Annotated in this window: 28 protein-coding genes; 4 read left to right on the top strand and 24 right to left on the bottom strand. The window is 51.5% G+C overall.

All coding sequences use genetic code 11. The features are described from left to right. Window positions 1-6: 6 nt before the first annotated feature. The 3 genes from HAV38_RS12740 to HAV38_RS12730 form a co-directional block, all read right to left on the bottom strand. Window positions 7-153 (bottom strand): hypothetical protein, encoded by a 147-nt coding sequence (locus HAV38_RS12740; protein ID WP_168055768.1) that lies wholly within the window; start codon window positions 151-153, stop codon window positions 7-9. Window positions 154-174: 21 nt separating this feature from the next. Further along, on the bottom strand, window positions 175-399 hold the full coding sequence (locus HAV38_RS12735; protein ID WP_168055767.1) for a hypothetical protein: 225 nt from the start codon (window positions 397-399) through the stop codon (window positions 175-177). A 77-nt stretch (window positions 400-476) separates the two neighbouring features. Next, entirely contained in the window at window positions 477-737 is a 261-nt protein-coding gene (locus tag HAV38_RS12730; RefSeq protein ID WP_168055766.1) for a hypothetical protein, read from the bottom strand. A 292-nt stretch (window positions 738-1,029) separates the two neighbouring features. Here HAV38_RS12730 and HAV38_RS12725 point away from each other — a divergent pair, with 292 nt between their 5' ends. After that, on the top strand, window positions 1,030-1,602 hold the full coding sequence (locus HAV38_RS12725) for a recombinase family protein (protein ID WP_168055765.1): 573 nt from the start codon (window positions 1,030-1,032) through the stop codon (window positions 1,600-1,602). Here HAV38_RS12725 and HAV38_RS12720 read toward each other — a convergent pair. The 4 genes from HAV38_RS12720 to HAV38_RS12705 form a co-directional block, all read right to left on the bottom strand. After that, the gene (locus tag HAV38_RS12720; RefSeq protein ID WP_209216735.1) at window positions 1,586-1,954 is read right to left on the bottom strand and encodes a hypothetical protein; all 369 of its coding nucleotides are present in this window, start codon (window positions 1,952-1,954) and stop codon (window positions 1,586-1,588) included. The genes HAV38_RS12725 and HAV38_RS12720 overlap by 17 nt on opposite strands. Before the next feature lie 390 nt (window positions 1,955-2,344). Beyond that, the gene (locus tag HAV38_RS12715) at window positions 2,345-2,524 is read right to left on the bottom strand and encodes a KTSC domain-containing protein (protein ID WP_209216733.1); all 180 of its coding nucleotides are present in this window, start codon (window positions 2,522-2,524) and stop codon (window positions 2,345-2,347) included. A 26-nt stretch (window positions 2,525-2,550) separates the two neighbouring features. Then, window positions 2,551-2,730 carry a dihydroxy-acid dehydratase gene (locus HAV38_RS12710; protein WP_168055763.1) on the bottom strand — a complete coding sequence of 60 codons (180 nt, stop codon included), beginning with the start codon at window positions 2,728-2,730 and terminating at the stop codon, window positions 2,551-2,553. Then, window positions 2,684-3,079, bottom strand: coding sequence for a hypothetical protein (locus HAV38_RS12705; RefSeq protein ID WP_168055762.1), 396 nt, complete (start codon window positions 3,077-3,079; stop codon window positions 2,684-2,686). The genes HAV38_RS12710 and HAV38_RS12705 overlap by 47 nt, the downstream gene beginning before the upstream one ends. A gap of 650 nt (window positions 3,080-3,729) precedes the next feature. On the opposite strand from HAV38_RS12705, the gene HAV38_RS12700 reads away from it, so the two are divergent. The 3 genes from HAV38_RS12700 to HAV38_RS12690 all read left to right on the top strand — a co-directional run bounded on the left by HAV38_RS12700 (window position 3,730) and on the right by HAV38_RS12690 (window position 4,496). Continuing rightward, window positions 3,730-3,954, top strand: a complete 225-nt coding sequence (locus HAV38_RS12700; RefSeq protein WP_168055761.1) for a hypothetical protein — start codon at window positions 3,730-3,732, stop codon at window positions 3,952-3,954. Window positions 3,955-4,028: 74 nt separating this feature from the next. After that, a complete protein-coding gene (locus HAV38_RS12695; protein ID WP_168055760.1) occupies window positions 4,029-4,310 on the top strand; it encodes a hypothetical protein in 282 nt (93 codons plus the stop codon). Further along, the gene (locus tag HAV38_RS12690) at window positions 4,311-4,496 is read left to right on the top strand and encodes a helix-turn-helix domain-containing protein (protein ID WP_168055759.1); all 186 of its coding nucleotides are present in this window, start codon (window positions 4,311-4,313) and stop codon (window positions 4,494-4,496) included. It begins immediately after the preceding gene. A gap of 277 nt (window positions 4,497-4,773) precedes the next feature. Here HAV38_RS12690 and HAV38_RS12685 read toward each other — a convergent pair whose 3' ends face one another. From HAV38_RS12685 to HAV38_RS12605, 17 genes are all read right to left on the bottom strand, one after another. Continuing rightward, window positions 4,774-5,004 (bottom strand): hypothetical protein, encoded by a 231-nt coding sequence (locus HAV38_RS12685; protein ID WP_168055758.1) that lies wholly within the window; start codon window positions 5,002-5,004, stop codon window positions 4,774-4,776. After that, window positions 5,001-5,174 carry a hypothetical protein gene (locus HAV38_RS12680; protein WP_168055757.1) on the bottom strand — a complete coding sequence of 58 codons (174 nt, stop codon included), beginning with the start codon at window positions 5,172-5,174 and terminating at the stop codon, window positions 5,001-5,003. Before HAV38_RS12680 ends, HAV38_RS12685 begins: the two co-directional genes overlap by 4 nt. After that, window positions 5,171-5,380: a hypothetical protein gene (locus HAV38_RS12675; protein WP_168055756.1), complete on the bottom strand. Its 210-nt coding sequence runs from the start codon at window positions 5,378-5,380 to the stop codon at window positions 5,171-5,173. Before HAV38_RS12675 ends, HAV38_RS12680 begins: the two co-directional genes overlap by 4 nt. Continuing rightward, complete coding sequence (locus HAV38_RS12670; RefSeq protein WP_168055755.1) at window positions 5,377-5,847, bottom strand: hypothetical protein; 471 nt, start codon at window positions 5,845-5,847, stop codon at window positions 5,377-5,379. Before HAV38_RS12670 ends, HAV38_RS12675 begins: the two co-directional genes overlap by 4 nt. Before the next feature lie 60 nt (window positions 5,848-5,907). Further along, on the bottom strand, window positions 5,908-6,525 hold the full coding sequence (locus tag HAV38_RS12665; RefSeq protein WP_168055754.1) for a hypothetical protein: 618 nt from the start codon (window positions 6,523-6,525) through the stop codon (window positions 5,908-5,910). 23 nt (window positions 6,526-6,548) lie between these two features. Next, window positions 6,549-6,761: a hypothetical protein gene (locus HAV38_RS12660; protein WP_168055753.1), complete on the bottom strand. Its 213-nt coding sequence runs from the start codon at window positions 6,759-6,761 to the stop codon at window positions 6,549-6,551. A 119-nt stretch (window positions 6,762-6,880) separates the two neighbouring features. After that, window positions 6,881-7,321 (bottom strand): hypothetical protein, encoded by a 441-nt coding sequence (locus HAV38_RS12655; protein WP_168055752.1) that lies wholly within the window; start codon window positions 7,319-7,321, stop codon window positions 6,881-6,883. 175 nt (window positions 7,322-7,496) lie between these two features. Continuing rightward, window positions 7,497-7,853, bottom strand: a complete 357-nt coding sequence (locus HAV38_RS12650; RefSeq protein WP_168055751.1) for a hypothetical protein — start codon at window positions 7,851-7,853, stop codon at window positions 7,497-7,499. Beyond that, window positions 7,853-8,275: a hypothetical protein gene (locus HAV38_RS12645; protein WP_168055750.1), complete on the bottom strand. Its 423-nt coding sequence runs from the start codon at window positions 8,273-8,275 to the stop codon at window positions 7,853-7,855. The genes HAV38_RS12650 and HAV38_RS12645 overlap by 1 nt, the downstream gene beginning before the upstream one ends. A 208-nt stretch (window positions 8,276-8,483) precedes the next feature. Further along, window positions 8,484-9,422, bottom strand: coding sequence for a PriCT-2 domain-containing protein (locus HAV38_RS12640; protein ID WP_168055749.1), 939 nt, complete (start codon window positions 9,420-9,422; stop codon window positions 8,484-8,486). Then, window positions 9,419-10,927, bottom strand: coding sequence for a DEAD/DEAH box helicase (locus tag HAV38_RS12635; RefSeq protein WP_168055748.1), 1,509 nt, complete (start codon window positions 10,925-10,927; stop codon window positions 9,419-9,421). The genes HAV38_RS12640 and HAV38_RS12635 overlap by 4 nt, the downstream gene beginning before the upstream one ends. Beyond that, on the bottom strand, window positions 10,924-11,850 hold the full coding sequence (locus tag HAV38_RS12630; protein WP_168055747.1) for a ParB/RepB/Spo0J family partition protein: 927 nt from the start codon (window positions 11,848-11,850) through the stop codon (window positions 10,924-10,926). Before HAV38_RS12630 ends, HAV38_RS12635 begins: the two co-directional genes overlap by 4 nt. Beyond that, window positions 11,847-12,578, bottom strand: coding sequence for a recombination protein NinG (locus HAV38_RS12625; protein ID WP_168055746.1), 732 nt, complete (start codon window positions 12,576-12,578; stop codon window positions 11,847-11,849). Before HAV38_RS12625 ends, HAV38_RS12630 begins: the two co-directional genes overlap by 4 nt. Next, window positions 12,575-13,324 carry a DNA cytosine methyltransferase gene (locus HAV38_RS12620; RefSeq protein WP_168055745.1) on the bottom strand — a complete coding sequence of 250 codons (750 nt, stop codon included), beginning with the start codon at window positions 13,322-13,324 and terminating at the stop codon, window positions 12,575-12,577. The genes HAV38_RS12625 and HAV38_RS12620 overlap by 4 nt, the downstream gene beginning before the upstream one ends. Next, the gene (locus HAV38_RS12615) at window positions 13,321-13,716 is read right to left on the bottom strand and encodes a recombination protein NinB (protein ID WP_168055744.1); all 396 of its coding nucleotides are present in this window, start codon (window positions 13,714-13,716) and stop codon (window positions 13,321-13,323) included. The genes HAV38_RS12620 and HAV38_RS12615 overlap by 4 nt, the downstream gene beginning before the upstream one ends. A gap of 337 nt (window positions 13,717-14,053) precedes the next feature. Then, entirely contained in the window at window positions 14,054-14,467 is a 414-nt protein-coding gene (locus HAV38_RS12610) for a hypothetical protein (protein WP_168055743.1), read from the bottom strand. Window positions 14,468-14,550: 83 nt separating this feature from the next. After that, a complete protein-coding gene (locus tag HAV38_RS12605; protein ID WP_168055742.1) occupies window positions 14,551-14,799 on the bottom strand; it encodes a transcriptional regulator in 249 nt (82 codons plus the stop codon). Window positions 14,800-14,807 lie beyond the last annotated feature (8 nt).

The following is a 14,807-nucleotide window of genomic DNA, read 5'->3' as shown; positions in this document are numbered from 1 at the left end:
CCTTGGTTACAGCGACTTACCTTTTTTCAACTTTGGACCGCCAACGCCAGCGCGCTTCGATACGCCATCAGTCGGCTTGATCGTTTTCGGGGTAACCGTCGGCTTGGCTTTTTTGATGTCTTTGTTCGCGTGTGTTACTTTTTGCTTCATCATGTGAAACTTCCTTTGGGTGGGTTAAAACAGGGACCGTGCTTTGGCAATCAGGATCGAGAAACCGGATTGCAATTCGCCCGATAACTTGGTAACTTCGATTTCAAGTTCAGCCAGTACCGACAGATGCGGAGCCGCTGCGTCAAGCAATGCCTGATCCGCCGATAGCTTTGCGTTTGCAACATCCAATGTCGCTTGCGCTGACTGCACATCGATCTGGTCTTGCGCGATTACGTCTTGTAGTGCCATGTGATTCCCCATAAAAAAAGCCCGGCTAAGCGGGCGTGGTAAAGCGTTTTGGTAAATCCGTGTAGCGCGACTATTCGTTAATCGCTTTCGGCTGGCCCGGTCCCCGAGTTAGGCTCGCATTCAAAGACCCATGCGCGCGTCTCCTTGTACCGTGGTGACTCGTAGCGTCGATATGAGTACTCTGAGCTATAGGGAATGTGAACGCCGAACGTGACCGCTGCTATGGCCTTCGCGTAGGAATCGAACTGGTCGCTGTCCTCGCGTATTAATTCGGGGTAGCGGCGCGTGATGAATAGGGATCGCCGGTCATCGGAGTGCCATAGTGTTTCTGTGTACATGGATTGCCTCAATGAACAATTAACGTTTTGGCAGATCGGTGAATGGGAGGGTGTACAGAGAAATTTCGGGGAGAGGGGTGGCCCCGAGTTTCACAGAAGAATATTTCCTACATTTAATTAATTCATGCATGCATTGCTCATCGGATATAAACATGTGCAATGCTGTATGTATGAACAGTGTTAGTAACCGCACCCCTGCCAACAGACCGGGGTTGATGTTAGGAAGTTAGTATTGCAATGTAATCCAACATGTTATAAAGTGTAGTCTCACTTACATTACACAAAGGCTCATATGTCACGCACATTCGCTTATTGCCGCGTCTCAACCACTGACCAGACTACCGAGAACCAAGTGCAGGAAATATCCAGATCGGGATTCGTTGTGGAGCCTCACCGCGCCATCTGCGAGAACATCAGTGGGTCTATCACTGCGTCTGAGCGCCCAGGCTTTGCCGGTCTGCTACTGCGACTAGAGCGTGATGATGTGCTGATCGTTACCAAGCTGGACCGTCTAGGTCGTAACGCCATGGATGTACGCGCCACTGTTGAGCAATTGGAGAGGTCCGGCATTCGTGTGCACTGCTTAGCATTAGGTGGCGTCGATCTAACCTCTCCAGCTGGGAAGATGACCATGCAAGTGATCAATGCCGTTGCAGAGTTTGAGCGCGATCTATTAATTGAGAGGACTCAATCCGGGATTAAGCGAGCAAGAGATCAAGGTGTTGTATTCGGCAGGCCACTTAAAACCACGGCAGCACAGCGCCAGACCATCCGCGAATCACTCGCATCAGGATCAACAGTCAGTGCCATGGCACGCCAGTACAACATCAGCAGGGCATCGATCATTGCTATTCGGGAGGCTTAGCGCGCTTAGCTGCTTTCCGTAGCCGGTCACGCTCTCTGATCTCGTCAGCGTGGACGTTACGGTAAGTGCGCTGCTTGTTCGCGTCGCGATTGTCCGTTACCAGTTTGTCCGTTACCACTGCAACTTGTCCGTTACCACTGTCCGTTACCGGCTTCGGACGTTTGGGCTGAGTGTGTAGGCGCTGGGTGGCAACCGTAGCCCCCATATCCCTCACTCCGCCCTCTACCATTCCGCTATCTTCCCCTATCTTCCGTTGCGCTCCACTGTCCGTAGCCACTGTAACTGTTTGATTCTGTTCCGTTATCGTCCTATCGATATCGCTCTCCGGCTTATCCGGTATGGGCTTAGCCACTATCCTGCTTGGGGCTACAGGCGTCTGAGCTGCCTTGGTGATTGGTGGCTTGCTGACTACCGTTACGGGTGCTGGCCTCTTTACGCTACAGCTTACGGGCTTAACGCCTATACCGCCCTTGCTTACCGGTCCGTCGTTCGCTATCCCTCTGCTCAGTACGCTGCTTAGTGCGCTGGGTGCTGTGATAGCCATCAGGAGGCGTGGTAGCTTATTGCTCGGTGTTCTGGGCGGGTCCGGAGGTAGAGGCTGTGCTTTAATAGCATGCCGCAGATAGTGGCTGCTGATACCTCGGGGCGTATAAGATAGCCCTGCAATAATGGCCCGTCTGTTGGATCTGCTTCTGTTGGCTCCATCAAGTCTATTGCTGCTGATGGGTGCAAGAACATTAATTCACTTGGCTGCGGCATGCTTGTACTTGCCGATGATGTGGTCATGTAGATACTCCCCTGTGGAATCGGATTCCAGTAGCTTATCGAATGTGGCCTTTGGTACGCCGTCGTATGAGTACGTGCCGCCGCGCTTGAACTTCACTGTCAGTTTTGATCCGTCGTGGCCTATTGACTCGATCATGCTTGACTTTACCTTTTGCATGTCAGTCATAGTCCGCGGATGATGGCGTCTACCATTTCCTCTTCAGTGTCAAATACTCGCGCTACACCATAGGTGACTTTGATTTCATTTTCCATTGCGATAAGCTGGCCGCAATCGGGGATTTTTCTAGTCGCTTCATCAATCGGATAGGCCACATTTGATGGGCGATAATTCGGCGTTGTCATGATCTCTCTCCATTGGTACTGATACAGGTATCTCGGTGAAATCCACCGTGAGGGGTTGACTTGCCTCTAGCGTCCGCTGCTCTGACATGATCTTAGCGAAGCGAGCTTGCAGGTCTTCCGTGCTTTCCTTGCTGAGCGTGGTCTCTACTGTGTGGTGGACTGCACTCAGCGTCGGATAAATGATCGGTAGTAGCATGCCTGCGCATCGTGCGGCGGTCGGGGTCATTTCTCCGGCTGGTGATGCGTGGATTTCCTCCACTAGACGCGTCAATAGCCTTGGCCCTTCCATTTCTCTGAGCCATTCCATCGAGCCGGGAACGAGTCCGCGTGGGCGCTTAGCGATGTCCATAAATTTATAGTCCGTTGACTGCTTGCCATATATTAGGCGATTGACTTGTATTTGCTGACTGTCTTGGCCCACTTAAGATCGCGTGATGCTTTGTGGCGGCGTTCCTGCTCACATGCGAGAGAGCAACATGGATCACGGCTATCTGACCGCCTGCGCTTTACTGTCCGTCCGTACTCGCCCATGTAAGCCTTGCCGCATACAGGGCATTTGCACTTGACGGTGGGGTATCCCATGATCTATTCCGCCTTCACGTCTGCCGCCTCTTGCGCAGCCTGGTGTGACTTGCATGTGTCGCACGGGTCAAAGCGTTGGCGTCGCACCATGGGAATGATCGGGATCCGGTACTCTTGCTTGCAGTCGCAGCAGATCATTGTCATCGTGTGGCTACGTGGTCGCGGTTCTGCAATAAAAATGCCCGACCGAGAATCCCCAGTCGGGCGAAGCGCCGGGTTAGCGGCGCAGGAGATAGTATTGTCGTGGTAGATGGATCACCTTCCTTTCGACGTTGAGAATTCTTTGCACATTCAGTGCGCCGCTTAGCTACTGAAACTTATTTTAAAAATAAATTAAATAAAACTATGCATAGTCTAATTATTAGACTATTATCTATTCATCGGCTTAGCAAACACCGACAATCACCGGAGAATAAAATGACAAACGCAAAATTTGCAATCATATCTACTGATATTCAATCAATGGAAGATGCTTGTTATAGCGAAGCCTGTTATTACGAATACGATGATGCTGGATGGTTCTTTTGCAATACTATCGACAAAGCAGCGCTGTTTGCATCCGAAGAAGCTGCACAACTCAGAATCAACAAAGTCGTAAAATTCGGCGGGTCCGCGCAAGGCATGCGGATTGTTAGCGCCTAACCTACTGATGAGGCCGGGTGATACGGGCCGAAACTGCGAAAGCAGTTTAGGAAATCAACCAACGGAGCAATAAAATGACAATCACAGCACAGCAATTAGCCGCACAACTCACAACAACACACGATGATGGTCATGATTTTTTCGACCGCGCTTTACTGAAAAGTGATCTGTCCGCATCTGACATGATTGAACTTGCAGATGCAGCGCTCGAAGTGAGGGTGATCGATGATAAAGATTTCATCGCTCCGCTCAATGCACTTCGCGCGGATCGCGCATATGCTGACGAAGTTTCTGCGCTTTTGTTTTCAGAATACAAAGATCAGAAAGCTGAATACCTTGCAGCTTTGGACGAGTAAATGACATCAGACGATCTGCGCGCTTGGCAATCAGCTATGCAGTTCACATACGACAGCGCAGCGGATGCGCTGGGCGTGTCTCGCGCTACGTATGCGAACTACATCAACGATCACACGCGCATACCGAAAATGCTAGGGCTAGCCTGCGCCGCACTCTGCGCAAAACTTGAATCGTGGACCGCATAACGCAAAAAAGCCACCCGTAGGTGGCCTTCTGCTGATTCTGTTCACTCCCTAGACAATGGTGCTAGGTGACCTACTTGACTCAATTTTTTGCCGCGACAATCCATCATCTGCTGGACCTACGCGAATCCTTGCTATCGGTGCCGCTCATTTCAGCGATCATTACGAGTGCAAGAAGTAGTGATGTACGCGATTGTACAGTAAAGATGTACTATCGGGGAGAATATTTAACGGCGTCAATTGCCTCAGTCATCCCAAGTGTCCATGCATGCACATGTGCTCATCCCTCGGCCTCCTTACCAATGATCCCGTGTTCGGCTTCGATGGCACGGGCGCTCTGGACCGCTCTTTCCTGCCAGGACTGCCACCACTTCGCCACTTGATATTGAATATAATCGCCGCCACCCACAAAGAAACGCTCAAGATGATTACCATAATTGATTGATTTCGCCCACGCCTCAAACTTCGCTCGCTCCTGGTGAATATCCACGCTAGCCCCTTTATCGCTCATTTCGGTTCCTGATAAGCTGACAGACGCAAACTGGCATCGCGGAGCGCGGCAGCAATGCAGCCATTCCGATGCAGATTCAATTCTGCGCGCAGCTCATCAGCAGTCAGTGCTTGCATTTCCTTGATGGTCACTGCAAGGGCTTCTTTTACGGTAATCGATTTATCGCTCATCGTGCCGCCATGTATTTGATTGCCGCCGCACGGCAGAGCTCGACTGTATTCCCAACGCGAACACACTCACCTCGATATGCTGATGCCATTGCTCTTTGATTCATCTGATGAAAGATAAGGGAGGAAACGACCGCAACAAATATCACGATCAGAGCGCCAAAAATAACCTCTTGGCTGAATGTCAGGCTATCCAATTTTTTCATCATCTCGAATACCCCAACATTCCAGCCGCCCGCGCACTATGCGACTGCATCATGTCCTCAAGTTCGTTGACCATTTCCAGTGTACGCATCTTTTCCAGCCCACCGGCCTGATCGCCTGTGCCGCCATTGAGCCAAATTGCGAGTGATGATTCCGCCACCCGATGGTACAAAGTGAATGCTGCCTGCATATCCCAAGCAGTATTCGCTTTGAGCCATTGCCGTGCCTGACCTTTTTCAATAACAATTTTGGTCCAGATGCGCAGCAGCTGCGCCAAGTTGCCGTTATTGCCTTCAAATAGTTTATTAATGGTCCCGTCTGCGTACTTCACACGAGCAAGAAGTGATCCAATTCCGTCAACCGAGCTATCTGCAAATGCTGATGCTGCCAGCGCCTCAGTTGCGTGGTGGCGCTCGTCGTCCATGAGATTATGAGAATTTAAACTTGACACATACTTATCGACAAACGACATTGCATCTCCCGGAAATTAATATCGCATCTGAGTATCTCCTTTTAAAGTTTTGTTATTTACTTACTTCGTCGAAATATAAATATTTGTGAGCGCGTCAATTAACTCTGTTACACCGCCACGTATTAGTAGAGGCTCCATTTTCATTGCATGAATTTTGTCTGTAATTGCGTGAGGAACAAATTTTTTCATCACAACAATTTTGTGAGCTAATTTTAATCCCTCTATTTTTAAAGCGTGATCCGCGTCAATGAATGTAAATTTAAATTCATTAAGAAACTCTTTTTCAACTTTATTGCACTGAGCTCCGAGCAACCCAATGACTGCAATATGTTTTTTGTAGGCGGGTTTCCGTACCACTTCTGGACCGAAGTTCTTTTCTGGTTCTAAAACCTTGGGTTTTTCTTCCAAGCGTAAGGCGATTTTAGGAACTGACGCACGAGATGGCGGCGCAAACATGCTCGCAGCAATTCCGTAGCGTTTGAATTTCCATTCTTCCCACTTGCAGATTGTGTTGATCGCAATTGTTGACTGCCCGCCTTCCGATTTGCGATCTCCGTCGGAAAGAAACTCTTTCACGCTCCCTGAAATCAAACTCGTGTAGTCGCTAAACTCCGCGTCATACAAGCTAGTGTGAATCGCTCCATCATCCGATACATAAGCAGTAATTTCCCGCGCCATTTTTACCCTTTGCTAATCACTGATTAATTACGGCCAGATTCAATTTCCTGCATCAGCCACATATCGTTACTCGGGGCATTGTCCTCGCCGATGCCACACGCAGCAATAATCGGTCGGGTTATCGAAAAACCATTTTTTTGCATCTCAGCGTGCGCCCATTCCGTCGGCATTTCCTTGGGTACAAATAAGACCAACATTATTTTTACAGCGCCGCTATTATCTTTCATATCTATCATTTTTCTCTTTATGTGCGCCGATCATATCATACAATGAAAACATTTTTACGTCTTTCGATTCAACGACCTTGCTGCGCTCCTTGCCCTGCCGGAGCAGGTGCAAGTGCAGCAGGTCTACTTCACGCGGCGCTATTTTCAATGCCTGCCACCTTATAAACATGGTCGATGGCGTTGCGCAATTCCCGTCGCGTACTGGCCATCTGAATATCATCCGTTAGCACCAGTGCAGCGCTGATCGATGCGAGTTCATCGGCGCTACATCCCCACTTGTCCGTGCGTTCCATGCGGGCGTAGACCTGCCTTAGTGCCTCTAGTCCGGTATCCATCACATCGCGGGCGGTATCGTTGAAATTCCAGTGTGCCAGCGTGTTGCCGATATTGAGCCGACAGGTCAGGACGTGCCACGATTCCGGTGTCGCCACCCCTTCACGCATCTTTAATAGCTCGGTGTGGGCATCGAACATCAGCGCTTTTTCGTCGCTGCCCGAGTGCCGGATCGTGATCGGCATCTGCTGGCGCTTTGGGCAATACCCCTTGCGGGGCTTACGGTTACCGGCCATCAGTAATCCTCCCCGTGCCGACCATCAGCGTCTAAATGCTCTGGCGGCCAGCCGCATATCATCACGACGAAATTACGCATTGCCCTACGTACTGCGAGGGATATAAGCAGCGAGATGAATAAAAAAAGGATTGGGCCCACAACCATGTGCGCGTGCATGAAATCGAATATCGTCATTATTTTCTCTCAAAGTGAAGCGATGGAATGGCGCGCGCCTCGGCAACCCGGCCCAGCATTATTTGGTACGCTACGCCGCTCGGGTTATACGGCTTGACCGTCAGCAATGGGCGCTCATTTAAGCCTTGGGATGCGCGTATCTCGGCGGGGCTACGCACGAAATACACTCTGCTTTTGCCGTGGCCGGATACGCTAATCTTGCCCGCTTCGGCCAGCTCGGAAAGCATCATGCGCATATCGGATGATTTCACGCGGAATGACTTGGCGATGTCGTGGCCGATGTAACGGATTCCGGGATTGTTGCGTATGTGGGTAGCGACATCTTCGGGGCAGAAGTCTGGTTTGTTGGTTGGCATTATTTGATCAACTTTTCGATTGCTTGATGCGCTAGCCAAAGCTGCGGGGCGAATAGCTTTGCCCATATCCAAATGTTCAGAATCGCTGTTACCGCGGGGAATGCAATCACGATCGAGACGAATCCAACAATCAAATAAGGAATCCCATCACCTGCCATGTGATCAGACGGGTGGCGCATGTGGCTTCTCTGGTCGGGCAAATTGGCAAGGATTTTCGCGGCAGAATAATCAATTCTGATCTTTCGGAAAGCTAGCAATACAAAAACTAATACCACGAGAGATGGAATAAGCACTCGTAACGCATCGATACGGATGGTCATCAACCCGATTTCGTAACCTTGCTTTGCGATTGGCGCGGCGGCATCGATAAACTGCTTGGTGTAAGCCACGACTACATCAATATTTTCTTTAAATTCACTCATTTTTCATCCCCTTGGTTTAACTTCAAAAGTTTCAAACGTTTAATTTCTTCTACCAGTTTTGGCCTGAGTGCGACCCGTGCTGATTCGGTTAGTGATGCTCCGTATGCCGCCTGCGTATGCCGTGGTGACTGCGCTAAATCCCGGAGCTGGCAGCATTCGCGGTTTGCGTTGATCCGCCCTGCGTTCGCCTCGCAGAACGAACACAAATTCATCGGCGCACGTCCATAATTTGCTTGCATACCGCCATCAGGCCGAATTTCGCGTGATCGTCGTTAGCATCATTGCCGACCACCGGTGACATAAAATAGGGAAACTCCGTCTGCTTGGCGGCACGCTCCCCCACTCCTTTGATGTCGTTATCGGCGCTGACAAATGCCCTGCCCTCGATGCCGGTTGCGACGTGGGCAAGATTCGAATCACTGAAACAGATCAGCACAGAGGCACTTAATCGGAGCCTGCGAAGGGCCATTTCAAGGGTCAAGCCTGTGGCGTACCCTTCACATAAAAACGTTTCTGCGGCCTTTGGCGGGCCAAGCCGAAGCACCGAGCCCTTGGAGCGCATACCGAATGCCATCTTCTTTTCCCACCGGCGATCCTCTGGTATCCACGAGATTGTTTGGATGCCCATTAGCTGATTCGTTACCGGGTTGCGCATTGGCACAATAAGATCGTGACCCAAAACCAGTCCGATTGCGTCAGGCAGCCCTTTGGAATTGAGGTAGTAATGCGTTTCCAGTCGGCAGGAATCAATGACCTTTTGTGATTCGATGGCAGCTTTTTGATAGCCGCGATGCTTGCGGGCGTCCTCGGCAATCGTCGCCTGGTCACGCGCCAAGCTTGCCCGATGCTTGGCCGCGATCTCGTCAGCTGTCAGCGGTCCACGTTGCTCGCCGCTATCCCGCCATCCGTGGCCTGCTGCCTCCCTGAACAGGGTGCCGATACCAATCTTGCCCGCTGCGCTGATGCTGCGCCAAACGGCTTTGGCTGATCGCTCGTTGTATGACTCAGCGCCTTGACTCCACTGGCTCCAAGGCTCGAATCCGTCCTCGCCGAATTCATTCTTCAGCGCCATGCCGATCTTGATCCAGACATCCCGGTCATGCGGCGGAATGAAGGAGACTGCCGATTCTGCTTTTTGCATGGTCATGATTTCACCTGTGATCGATAAGCAATGCTGTTGCTCTTGGCCTTGTTTAAAACCTCGCGGCTAACCGGGACGTTTCGCGTTACGTCGAAGTCCGGCAAGTTGCGTGGAAATACGCCGGTGATGGACTTGTAGAGGTGCGCGGCCCGTCCCTTGGCGCTGGATTGATTGCCCTGACCTCGGCACAAAGTCACTGCTTGCTCCCACACCGAGAGCTTGTCACCAACAGTCTTTTTGCCCACTTTAAATTCCGTCATGACGCCAGCTTCATGCTCGACCATGTTGACGCGCACAATCTCGAACCCGCACGATATGCAACGCTTTCGAAATGGCACGTACTGGCATTTAGGGCAGTTAGCGGCGTGGTCGACCTCTTCGTCCTCGTCCTTGCGGATCGTCTTGTCGAGTTTTTCGCCCATGTCGAGAGCGTCTAGGCCGTCGTGGTAGATAGTTTCGTAGTCCTCGGAAAATCTGACGATATTGCCGGAGAAGTCCAAAAGTAGGAGGTCGGTCTTGCCGGTCTCAGGCGATGATCGGAGGCCGCGGCCCCACATCTGGATTGCGGTCGATAGAGACTTGCGCAAGGGGCGGCAGTCCGCTACGCAGCTCACGTCCTTTTGATCGAACCCTTTTGCAAGTGCCTCAACCGATACCAGAACACGCAGGATGGAATCGGGCGCCTTGAAGTCGGCCAGTATTTCCTTCCGCTCGGCTTCCGTGGTATCGGCAGTGAATGCCGCAGCCATGATTCCGGCGTTATTGAACTCAGCGACCATGCCCTGTACGTGCGCAATGGTTGAGCCGAACACGATTGTTTTACGGTTCTCGGCGTGCTTGATCCACTCATGCACGACATCGCCGACGATTTCCATACCGCGTTCCTCTGCAGCCTTGTCAGTCCATTCGCCGCCCGCCGTCGCCGCGCCGTGCATGTTCACTTTGGTGCAGGACATGACGCGCATTGGCACCAGCACGCCGGATTCGGTCAACTCGTGCATGGTGGTGGCGTTGATTAAGTTGCTGAACAGCTTGCCTAGCCCGTTACTGAACGGTGTGGCACTCAGGCCAATGACGGCGGCGCGGCAGGTCGGGATATGCTCTGTCCACGCCTTCAACTGGGTATGCGCCTCATCGATGATAATCAGGTCGGCATCGGGCCAATTCCGGCGCGCAAGTGTCTGTGCACTGGCGATCTGGAATGGCAGACTCGGGTTGCATCGCCAGTGATTGGACATCAGGACCCCATGCGAAATCAGGCCCAACGAGTCGGCAACTTCCGAAGTCTGGTTAATCAGGGTCTTGCGGTCAGCCACAAAGATAACGCGCTTACCACGAAGCAAAGATTCATGAATCAGAAACATGGCAAGGATCGTCTTTCCCGATCCGGTAGGCGACATGACCATCTGGCAGCGATGACCAGCAACGAACCCTGCGCGTAACTTCTCGCGGGCGGTTGCTTGAAACGGGCGCGGTTCGGGGAATTTAGCTGATGCGTAATTGGGCGTCATTTCGTCAACCTCGCCACTTCTTTTTCAGCGCGGTCGGCACGCTTCTTCTCTTTTTCGGCTTGGCCTTTCCAGTACGTGACTGCATCAGCGCGGGCCTTGTACTCGCCTTGCTTGGAGTCGGCTTGCTGTTTCATGTAGACGACTAGCGCTGTCTGCTTGGTGAGTTCAGCCATCGAAGCCGCTAACTTGTCATCTGATTCACATATCGCGTTGAGCCGCATGACCTCTTTTTCCAGCAGGTCATGCTTGATAGTCATTTCGTCGTAGGCGTCGGCAAGGCTGGCGGTCGGCTCGTCAGAATCCCCTATTAGGGCTTCATCGGCGGGCGTAACAGGGAATGGAACCGGATCAAAAACTGACGGGATTGGATTTAAGCCGGTTGATTTTTGTTTCGCGCCGATATTGGCTGTATTCTGCTCGTATGTTTTTCCATTGCGCTCTACGGTTCGAGTTGCCGACTTGCCCATCTCTTCACGGTGAAGAGATGGATCATTTATCAGCTTTGAAACGAAGCCAGTCGAAACGCCACACTCTTTTGCGATCTTTTCTTGGCTCCATGCCGACCATTCTGCGTCACTGAGTAGCATCATCACAGACTTGCGCTTATCGTCATTGGTACGACGCAGACCGTGGGAAGCATTAGCCCCCGCCGCAAACAGTTGCGCGTCCCGCTGCGTACCTGATCGGACTTCGCACTGGATATGCGTCTGCTGCGCCTTGCGGTGAGCGTGATACCGATGGAATCCGTCAGCAAGCCAAATTTGTACGCCATCCTCAAATACGATCACCGGGGGCAATTCCCCGTCCGCCAGGATAAATTCAGCGTATTCCGCCACAGCCGATTGATTGATTTCAACCCGTGCTTGTGTGCCGCCGCCGATAGCAATACTGTCTAGATCCAAACTTAGAATTTCTTTTGTCATGATTTCTTCCCTGCGTATTCGATTCGGTTAATTGGCTGCTGGTAGTCCAGTTCATCGACCATCCCAACTACTAGGCCGTCTATCAGCTTCATTAGGCGACTGCACTTTTTGCTGAAAATGCGCTTCATTCGGTCCAGATACTCGGGCGTGTAAGTGCGTGAGCGCGGGTGGTTATTCAGCCAGATCAGGCGATCTTTCCCTACTCGAAAGGCAAGTTCCGGGATGTACTCCCCGATATTCCCCGACAGGTAGTTATTGCAAACGGAGCAGGATTTATGGATGTTCCAAAGGTTGAACCGAAGCGCAGAATTCGATCCGGTCGATTTGTAGTGTGATGCGTGCCACTGGCCATTCCATGACGCTGGCTTGTCACAGCTCACGCACGGCAGGAAGTGGTCACGTAGTCGGACGTACCGATTAATCACCGTCTGCGTCTCGGACAGGCGCTTTGCCATAGGCTTGATGGCATTCCGGCGAACGGTAATATCCTTGCGTTCGATACCCTTTTGCTTCGATACGCCCTTGGCGATAATCCGCTGCGATAAAGCAAGTCCGCACTCTGGCGAACACCATTTGACATTGGTCATCGAGTTAAAAATGATGAACGGCGTCCGGCAGACTTTGCACTTGCGCGTCTTCGGCTTGAGTGCCAGTGTCGGCTTACTTGGCTTTGGCTTCGCCGTCCGCAATACGCCCGAATCGTTGCGCTTGAAAGTGGAGTTGATCATGCTAAAACTCTCCATGCTGTTGCTGCCACAAATGGAACTTGCCCGTTTCTAATGGCGTCAGTGCGGTCCACAGAACGGGCCACGACATCATCCATTCCTCGAAGCTCGCGCAATGAACTTTCCCAATTTCCGTACGTCGCCATGGATTCGTGCTTCCACCCCATTCGTCCAATCTTCCTGAAACATGATTCTTCCCGTGATTGCTGGTCCCACTCGGCGTCGGCAAGTATCCATATCCTTTCGCGCCGATGAACTGCCCCGAAGCCTCCAGGGCCCAGCACTCCCCATTTCGCATCGAACCCCATCTCGGCCAAGTCTCCGAGAACTTTTCCAAGTCCCCGAGAAGTGAGCATTGGGCTGTTTTCCACAAAGACTCTTCGTGGCTGTACCTCGCGAATGATCCTTGCAAATTCTGACCAGAGGCCGCTACGCTCTCCTTCGAGTCCAGCGCCTTTTCCAGCAGCGCTGATGTCCTGGCAGGGAAAGCCCCCAGAAACCACGTCAACACGGCCGCGCCATGGCTTTCCGTCAAAAGTTCGCACGTCATCCCAAACCGGGAAAGGCGAGAGTGTTCCGTCGTTTTGTCGGGCCAGTAATACTGATCTGGCGTAGGCGTTGTATTCGACGGCGCAGACGGTTCGCCATCCAAGCAGATGGCCTCCGAGGATTCCGCCACCGGCGCCAGCGAATAGCGCGAGCTCTCGTAATCCTTCACCATTGCGTTGCTGATTGACCAGGCCATTCATGCCGCCCGTTCCGCTGGATCTGACCAGACAACGCTTTGCTGAGCGCCAAATGCATAAATTAATTCAATCATTTCAGCAAACTTGGGCTTACTGTATTGACTTGTCTTCGCGCCACATACAACGAAACCGCCATCGATACCGGGAACTACTTTCTGCTTTTCAATAGCTGCAGTGAAAACGTCTTTCCATTCATCGCCGGTCAGCTTATTGCCGTGCCAGTTGACTTGCTTCGACACGTCGGCGAGCATGGGCCAGAGCTTGCTGTTCTGCTCAAGCGTGCGGGTTGGCGGTGTGATCTTGACGACATCGCCTTCCGCGCCATCCATGATGTGCTGGCAAATATAGAGGCGGTTACCTTTTTGGCCATGGCGAATTACGAAATGCTTCTTCATCTCTTATCCCAACATTTCAAGCACATGCTGTACTGAATCAAATGTTTCGCAAATGCCCGATGGCCACAAGGCGCTACCTTTGGAACTAACGAGACATTCGGCTTACCGTTTGCCGTACTCTCACGGTATTTAGCCAGTGATGACGGGTTGATGTTGATGCTCATTTAGTCATCCAATGTGCCATCAGCAATCGCCAATGAAGTGGTGACCAACTGGCCGGAAGCATCTTTCGTTACCGGGTTGCGGGGATTTGCTATAATCAGTTCCATACTTGATTCCTCAGGTGATTTACGTGGCCCGAATCGTTCTAGCGATGTCGGGCTTTTTTCTGTCCGGGTCAAAACGCTCTCCGGCCATTGATCGATTTACGCAGCGCCCACAATTCGTTCTCTATCGCCAATCTCTGAGTACGTTCCTCATTGGCGATACGCTCCCATTTGGTCTCTTTGGGAACGAGCTTGTATCCACGGCGATCTGCGAGCCAAATAAGCGGCGCTTCGTTGCCGCATATGTCCATCAGCATGAGCAAATTATCTTGAGGAAAATTGCATGCCTTCGATTTGTTTCTGACCCGAGACAACGTTGATGTGCAAGTAAAAACACGGCCCTCCCCACACATTTCCTTATCCTCAAGACCCGAAAGTTGCTGGCAAAATGAAAGGACGGCGGTGAAATCCTTTTGGAGGGCCACTACCCGAACATCTAATTCCTGCATTTCAATCGGCTTAATTAACGCAATGTCGTTATTCATATTTGATTCGCATTGATTCATTGAGTTGACTAAAATAAAACCATCAAAGCGATGGCAGTGATGCGTAAATTTATTTCGGTGCGTCAAGTTGGTGGAGTGGCGGGATTTTTTGAAGTGCGGCGTAAATAGCCCCAGTCAACATCGGGAAGAAGTGATTCGCAACGAACCTCACCACGGCTTTCGCGCTCTATGTTTATACATAGCTCGGGGTTGAGTCTTTGGCCGATGCTGACGGCCTTCCGGAGGTAGCCTTCGGTCGTTCCACATGCGGTTGCAAACTGGATTCGACCAACTTTAGAGAGGCTGTTTAGGTGCTTGAGTAATTTTTCCATGACTAATA

It is taken from the genome of Glaciimonas immobilis (assembly GCF_011947285.1).
In the GTDB taxonomy this organism is placed as follows: domain Bacteria; phylum Pseudomonadota; class Gammaproteobacteria; order Burkholderiales; family Burkholderiaceae_D; genus Glaciimonas; species Glaciimonas immobilis.
The sequence above is the reverse complement of the archived record's forward strand: the minus strand, read 5'-3'. Positions and strand labels throughout refer to the sequence as shown.